Raw genomic sequence first — 7,044 nt, 5'->3', positions numbered from 1 at the left:
CGGTCAGATCGTGATCGTGGGCACCGAGGGCTCGGGCGAGGACGCCAAGTTCACCTTCAAGGGCGTGCCCAAGCCGTCCACCGTCCCCGACAGCCCGCCCCCCATCGAGGGCGCGGTCAACTTCAACAAGGACTGAGGTCCACCGCGAGACCTCGGCGAAGCCGCCCGTGAGGGCCGCTCAGGCGACATGGAAGGGCCCGTGCCGGGCTTACCGGCACGGGCCCTTCCATGTTTCGCGGGACCGGGTCCGCGGGCGCGTGCGGCGCGGAGAGCGTCCTGTGGCCGGATGTGGCGTGAACGTTCGCCGGTGCGTCGTCCGCCGCTGTAGCGTGCCGTTTCATGGTGACGTGGCGCGGAGCGCGCTCGGGGACGGTCGTGACGGTGGCTCTGGCCGGAACGGTCCTGGCCGGGACGGTGCTGACGGGAACGGTCCTGGCGGGGACCTCGTCCGGCCGGGACGGCACGGCCCGTCCGGTGGCGGACACGGGACGGGCGGCGGCCGGGCCGCTGTCCGGCAAGGTGATCGTGATCGATCCCGGTCACAACGGGCTGAACTACCGCTACCCCAAGGTGATCAACCGCAAGGTGAAGGCCGGCCCGTTCAAGAAGGCGTGCGATACCACCGGGACGTCGACCGCCTCCGGGTACGCCGAGCACGCCTACACCTTCGACGTGGCGACACGGCTCGCGGCGCTGCTGCGGGCGAAGGGCGCGACGGTGCGGCTGACCCGCCCGAACGACCGGGGCGTCGGGCCGTGCATCGACGAGCGCGCGGCGATCGGCAACCGGGCCCACGCCGACGCCGCGATCTCGATCCACGCCGACGGAGCGCCCGCGTCCAAGCGGGGCTTCCACGTGATCCTGCCGGGTTACCTGAAGGGTTACACCGGGCCGATCGTGGCGCCGTCCAAACGCCTCGGATACGACGTCCGCGACGCGTTCCGCAGGGGCACCGGCGAGCCGTACGCGAACTACGTCGCCAAGAACGGCATCGACGTCCGCACCGATCTCGGTGGGCTCAACATGTCGAAGGTGCCGAAGGTCTTCATCGAGTGCGGCAACATGCGCAACGGCACCGACGCCGGGCGGTTGAAGAGCGCGTCGTGGCGGCAGGGCGCCGCCAAGGCGCTCGCCACGGGCCTGGCCCGCTACCTCGCCCGGTAGCCCCGCCGGACCGGGGAGCGCCTCAGGGGGACGCCAGCCAGGCGGTGATCTCCCGGTGGAGGCGCTCCTTGGTGGCGCCGGGGGCGAAGGACGCGTCCACGCCGGCGCGGGCCAGGCCCGCGAGGACGGCGTCGTCGTAGCCGAACGCGTCGCGGACGCGCGCGTACTCCCGCGCCAGCGGCGTGCCGATCAGCGCCGGGATGTCGGTGTTCAGCGTGACCAGGAGGCCCGCGTCGCGGAGCCTCGGCAGCGGATGCGCGGCCAGCGACGGCGCGAAGCCCAGCGCGACGTTGGAGGAGGGGCACACCTCCAGGGGGATGCGCCGCTCGCGCACCTCGGCGACGAGGTCCGGGTCGTCCAGGACCCGGATGCCGTGCCCGAGCCGCTCGGTGCCGCCGGGGCCGATGGCCTGCCGGATGCTCGCCGGGCCCTCGCCCTCCCCGGCGTGGTGGACGACGTGGAGCCCGGCGTCGCGGGCCGCCGCGAACACCTCGGCGAACGGGTCCCCCGGGAACGACTCGTCGCCCGCGAGCCCGACCGCGACGACGTCCTCGTGCCGGCCGGCCAGCTCGACGGTCCGCCGGGCGCGTTCCACGGGGCGCCGCCGCGAGTGGTCGAGCAGCAGCCGCACCTCGATCCCGAACGCCTCGCGGCCCGCGGCGAGGCCCTCCCGGACGGCGGTCAGCGGCATGTCGAGGTCGCCGAGCCGCTCGCCGTGCGCGGCGGCCGTGAACGACGCCTCCGCGTACCGGGTGCCCTGCTCCGCCTCGTCCTGGCAGAACTCGTAGGCCATGCGCCGGAAGTCGCCGGGGCGCCGCAGGCACGCCCGGACGAGGTCGTTCCGCGCGAAGAACGCGGCGAAGCCCCCGAACGCGGCGACGTCGTCCGGCACGGTGACGCCGTTCGCGGCGCCGAAGTCGCGGAGGGTGTCCCGGCGGATCGTGCTCTCCAGGTGGACGTGCAGGTGGGCCTTGGGCAGCTTCAGCAGATCGCGCACGGCGGTACGGTACGGCCTCGCCGGAACGGTCCACCACCGATTTCCGCGGCGCCTGAGCGGGCCGGCCGGGGGAGGGCGGGTCAGCCGGGCAGGGCGTAGCGGCCGTCGTCGCGGGGGTCGACCAGGCCGTCGGCGATCAGCGCGTCCAGGGCGCGCTCGCGCTGGACGGCGTCGGACCAGACGGCGTCCAGCGCGGGCTTGCCGACCGGGCCGTCGGCCTCGCGCAGGACGGCGAGGAGGCGGCCGCGGCACTGCCGGTCGGTGCCCGCGTAGGTCTGGCCGCGGCGCGGCGGCCCGTCGTGGGCGGGGCGGCCGTCGCGCTGCCAGGCGCACCGGTCCAGGACGGGGCAGTCGACGCAGCGGGGCGACCGGGCGGTGCAGACGAGGGCACCGAGCTCCATGGCGGCGACGGCCCAGCGCGCGGCGGTGGGCGGGTCGAGCGGCAGGAGCGACTCGGCGAGGGTCAGTTCCGCCTTGGTCTGGCTCTTCGGCGGGTACTCGGTGCCCGACATCAGGCGGGCCAGCACGCGGCGGACGTTGGTGTCCAGGACGGCGTGCCGCTGCCCGAACGCGAAGCTGGCGACGGCGGCGGCGGTGTAGGCGCCGATGCCGGGCAGGTCCAGCAGGTCGGCGTGCGCGGCGGGGACCTCGCCGCCGTGCCGGTCGGTGATCGCGCGGGCGGTCGCGTGCAGGCGCAGCGCGCGGCGCGGGTAGCCGAGGCGGCCCCAGGCGCGGACGGCCTCGCCGGACGGCTCGGCGGCCAGCGCGGCGGGCGTGGGCCAGCGTTCCATCCAGGTCAGCCAGACGGGCAGGACGCGGACGACGGGCGTCTGCTGAAGCATGATCTCGCTGACGAGGATGCCCCAGGGGGTGGCGCCGGGGGCCCGCCAGGGCAGGTCCCGGGCGTTCGCCTCGTACCAGGCGATGATCGGTTCGGTGTAGACGGCGGCGTGGACGCGCCTGGAGGAGCCGGTGGAAGTCGCACCGTTGGAAGTCGCATACGTGGAGTTCATGGCGGTCCGTCATTGTGGCATGTGGCGGGCTGCGGCCACGACCGGTTCCGGACGCCGGTCCGATACCGGCCCGGTGGAGCACCCCTCGGGCCGGTATCGGCGCGGCCGTCAGACGTAGCGCTCCAGGATCGACGACTCCGCCAGGCGGGACAGGCCCTCGCGGACGCTGCGGGCACGGGACTCGCCGACGCCGCCGACGGCCTGGAGGTCGTCGATGCTGGCGGCCAGGAGCTTCTGCAGGCCGCCGAAGTGCTCGACGAGCCGTTCGACGACCGTGCCCGGCAGCCGCGGGACCTTGGCCAGCAGCCGGAACCCCTTGGGGCTGACGGGCAGGTCCAGGGCGTCCGGCCCGGCGAAGCCCATGACCTCGGCGACGGTGGACAGGTCGAGCAGCTCGTTGGCCGACAGCACGTCCAGGGCGGCGAGGACGGCCTCCACGCCGCGGGCGCGGGCGTCGGCGGACGGGTAGTCGCGGACGATGAGCTCGCGGTCCTCGTCGACCCCGGAGACCAGCTCGTCGAGCTGGAGCGACAGCAGCCGGCCGTCGGTGCCGAGCTCGACGACGTAGCCCTCGATCTCGTCGGCGATGCGGCGCACCATCTCCAGCCGCTGGACGACGGCGCTGACGTCCCGGACGGTGACCAGGTCCTCGATCTCCAGCGCGGACAGCGTGCCGGACACCTCGTCGAGCCGGAGCTTATAGCGCTCCAGCGTGGCCAGGGCCTGGTTGGCCTTGGAGAGGATGGCCGCGGAGTCCTCCAGGACGTAGCGGATGCCGTCGAGGTACAGCGCGATGATGTGCATCGACTGGCTGACCGAGATGACGGGGTATCCGGTCTGGCGGGCGACGCGTTCCGCGGTGCGGTGGCGGGTGCCCGACTCCTCGGTGGGGATGGTGGAGTCCGGCACGAGGTGGACGGCGGCGCGGACGATGCGGCCGTGGCCGCCGTCCAGGACGATGGCGCCGTCCATCTTGGCCAGCTCGCGCAGCCGGGTCGCGGAGAATTCGACGTCGAGCTCGAAGCCCCCCGTGCACAGGTCCTCGACCTGTTTGTCGTAGCCGAGCACGATCAGTCCGCCGGTGTGGCCCCTCAGGATCCGTTCGAGGCCGTCCCGGATCTGGGTGCCCGGGGCAACCGCGGCGAGCGTGGCGCGGCGTCGTTCGTCGTGACCCTTGTCGTGTGATGGCACCTGGCCCCCGGAGGTCGCTGGACGGCGTCAGTTTACCGAGGAGGGCCGCCGGTCGGTTCCTCCCCTGGTCGCAAGCGCGGGACGCGTGGCGTAATACTCTGGCGCTACCCGCGTTTCGGCGCCGTAAAGGCGCGCCCTACGGCGCGGTGAAGGCGACCTTCAGCGCCTGCTGGAGGCTGTCGACCTCCATGACCTTCATGCCCTCGTAGCTGGACAGCTGCGGGTCGGCGCGCTTCAGCGGCGATCCGTCGGCCAGTTCGAGGGAGCCGCGCGGGACGACGGCGTGCTTGAAGCCGAGCCGGGCGGCCTCGGCCAGCCGCCGCTGCACGCCGGGCACGACCCGGACCTCCCCGGCGAGGCCGACCTCGCCGAGCGCGATGAGGCTGGTGGACAGCGCCTGCTCGACGGTGGAGCCGGCGACGGCGAGCGCGAGCGCGAGGTCGACGGAGGTCTCGCTGAGCCGGACGCCGCCGACGGTGGAGACGTACACGTCCTGCTCGTGCATGGAGATCTTGCAGCGTTGCGCGAGGACGGCCAGGACCATCGAGACGCGGGAGGTGTCGAGGCCGGACGTGGCGCGCCGCGGCGCGGGCAGGTGGGACTTGGCGACGAGCGACTGCACCTCGGCGACGAGGGGGCGGCGGCCCTCCAGCGTGACGGTGACGCAGGTGCCGGGGACGGCCTCCTCGCGGCGGGTGAGGAACAGCCCGCTCGGGTCGGGCAGGCCGACGATGCCGACCTCGGACAGGTCGAAGCAGCCGAGTTCGTCGGTGGGCCCGTACCGGTTCTTGACGGCGCGGATCATGCGCAGCCGGGAGTGCCGGTCGCCCTCGAAGTACAGGACGACGTCGACGAGGTGCTCCAGCAGGCGCGGCCCGGCGATCGCGCCCTCCTTGGTGACGTGGCCGACGAGCACGACGGTGATGCCGCGCTCCTTGGCGACGCGGATGAGGTTGGCGGCGACCTCGCGGATCTGGGTGACGCCGCCGGGCGCGCCGTCGGCCTCGGACGTGCCGATCGTCTGGATGGAGTCGACGACGAGCAGCGCGGGCTCGACGGCCTCGATGTGGCCGAGAACGGCCGACAGCTCGGTCTCGGCGGCGAGGTAGAGGTGGTCGGTGATGGCGCCGACCCGGTCGGCGCGCAGCCGGACCTGCTCGGCCGACTCCTCGCCGGTGATGTACAGGACGGGGGTTCCGGCCGCGCCGGGACCGGCCTGCCGGGGCACCCGCGCGCCGTCGCCGTCGCCGTCGCCTCCGCCGTCACCCGCGGCCGGGGAACGGGTGGAGGCGAGCGCGGCGACCTCCAGCAGGAGCGTGGACTTGCCGATGCCGGGCTCGCCCGCGAGCAGCAGGACGGCACCGGGCACGATGCCGCCGCCGAGGACGCGGTCGAGCTCGTCCAGCCCGGTGGGCCTGGTCTTGGCCGAGCGCACGTCGACCTGCCCGATCGGCCGGGCGGGCGCGCTGACCGCACCGGCGCTGACGACCCGGGCCGGGGTGGCGGGCGTCGCCTCGGTGACCGTGCCCCAGGTCTGGCATTCGCCGCAGCGCCCCACCCACTTGGAGGTCTGCCAGCCGCAGTCGGAGCAGCGGTAGGCCGCCTTCGCCGTCTTCGCCTTCGCCATGCGCCGAAGCGTAGGGCCCGGCACCGACAGTGCGGTGCCGCCGCACCGGATCGGAGGCGCCCGATCGGTACCGGATCGGGTGGTCAGGCGGGCAGCCGGGGCGGGAGGGCCGCGCGGGCGCTCTCGATCAGGTCGCCGAGGTGGGCGGTGACGACGCCGGGCCGCTCCATCATCGCCATGTGCCCGCAGGCGGGGATCACCTCCAGCCGCGCGGACGGCGCGCGGGAGGCGATCCGGACGCTGTGCCCCACCGGGGTGAGCCGGTCGTTCTCCGCGCCGATGACCAGCGTGGCGGCGTCGCCGAGGGACGCGCACTCACTGATCACCTCGGTGGTGATCATCGAGTGGAAGAGGCCGATCAGCGCCTCCATCCGGGTCTCGGCCATCATCCGCTCGGCGAACGCGACCGCGGCGGGGCCGGCGTCCGGGCCGAAGGCGATCAGGTCTTCGAGCAGCATCGCGCCGTCCCGGCCGAGGTGGCGGACCCGCTCGGCGGCGCCGGAGCCGGCGCCCGCCGCGCGGAGCGCACGCGGCAGAACGCGCCGGGTCGCGCGCGCCAGCAAGGCGGGCATGCCGAGGGTGACCTCGCCGAGCCCTCCGGAGGACGTGCACACCAGACCGGTGGCGACGACCTTGGTGCCCATCAGGCCGGGGTTCTCGTCGGCGAACCGCAGGGTGGTCATGCCGCCCATGGAGTGCCCGACGAGCACGACGGGCGTTCCGGCGGGGACGGTCGCCTCGATGACGGCACCGAGGTCGCCCGCCAGGCGGGAGAGCGTGTAGCCGTCGCGGGGGCCGGCGGCGGAGCGGCCGTGCCCGCGCTGGTCCCAGAAGACCAGCCGGGCGCGGCCGCGCAGGGCCGCGCGCTGGAAGTGCCAGGAGTCCAGGGTGAGCGTCCAGCCGTGCGAGAAGACGACGGCGAGGTCGGCGCGGCCGTGCCCGTCGACCTCGGCGTGCAGGACGGTGCCGTCCGCGGCGCGCACCGGGACGGCGCGGCCGCGCAGCGCGCCGAACCGCTCGCCCGCGTACGGGTCGGGGCGCCGGCGGAGGCG

Annotated in this window: 6 protein-coding genes; 1 reads left to right on the top strand and 5 read right to left on the bottom strand. The window is 74.5% G+C overall.

The window, feature by feature from the left end; translation table 11 throughout:
- The first annotated feature begins 339 nt into the window (after positions 1 to 339).
- Entirely contained in the window at positions 340 to 1,164 is an 825-nt protein-coding gene (locus E1291_RS37255) for an N-acetylmuramoyl-L-alanine amidase (RefSeq protein WP_131742755.1), read from the top strand.
- A gap of 22 nt (positions 1,165 to 1,186) precedes the next feature.
- Here E1291_RS37255 and add read toward each other — a convergent pair whose 3' ends face one another.
- From add to E1291_RS37230, 5 genes are all read right to left on the bottom strand, one after another.
- Positions 1,187 to 2,161: an adenosine deaminase gene (gene add / locus E1291_RS37250; RefSeq protein ID WP_131742754.1), complete on the bottom strand. Its 975-nt coding sequence runs from the start codon at positions 2,159 to 2,161 to the stop codon at positions 1,187 to 1,189.
- Positions 2,162 to 2,241: 80 nt separating this feature from the next.
- Positions 2,242 to 3,174, bottom strand: coding sequence for an iron-sulfur binding domain-containing protein (locus E1291_RS37245; protein ID WP_131742753.1), 933 nt, complete (start codon positions 3,172 to 3,174; stop codon positions 2,242 to 2,244).
- Positions 3,175 to 3,282: 108 nt separating this feature from the next.
- Positions 3,283 to 4,365 carry a DNA integrity scanning diadenylate cyclase DisA gene (gene disA, locus E1291_RS37240; RefSeq protein ID WP_131742752.1) on the bottom strand — a complete coding sequence of 361 codons (1,083 nt, stop codon included), beginning with the start codon at positions 4,363 to 4,365 and terminating at the stop codon, positions 3,283 to 3,285.
- Between the two features lie 136 nt (positions 4,366 to 4,501).
- Complete coding sequence (locus E1291_RS37235) at positions 4,502 to 5,992, bottom strand: DNA repair protein RadA (protein WP_131742751.1); 1,491 nt, start codon at positions 5,990 to 5,992, stop codon at positions 4,502 to 4,504.
- 83 nt (positions 5,993 to 6,075) lie between these two features.
- A partial coding sequence (locus E1291_RS37230; RefSeq protein WP_131742750.1) for an alpha/beta fold hydrolase occupies positions 6,076 to 7,044 on the bottom strand: 969 nt, incomplete at its 5' end.

Origin of the sequence: Actinomadura roseirufa (assembly GCF_900659635.1) — a bacterium.
In the GTDB taxonomy this organism is placed as follows: domain Bacteria; phylum Actinomycetota; class Actinomycetes; order Streptosporangiales; family Streptosporangiaceae; genus Spirillospora; species Spirillospora roseirufa.
Note: the sequence above shows the minus strand (reverse complement) of the source record. Positions and strands in the feature narration are given on the sequence as shown.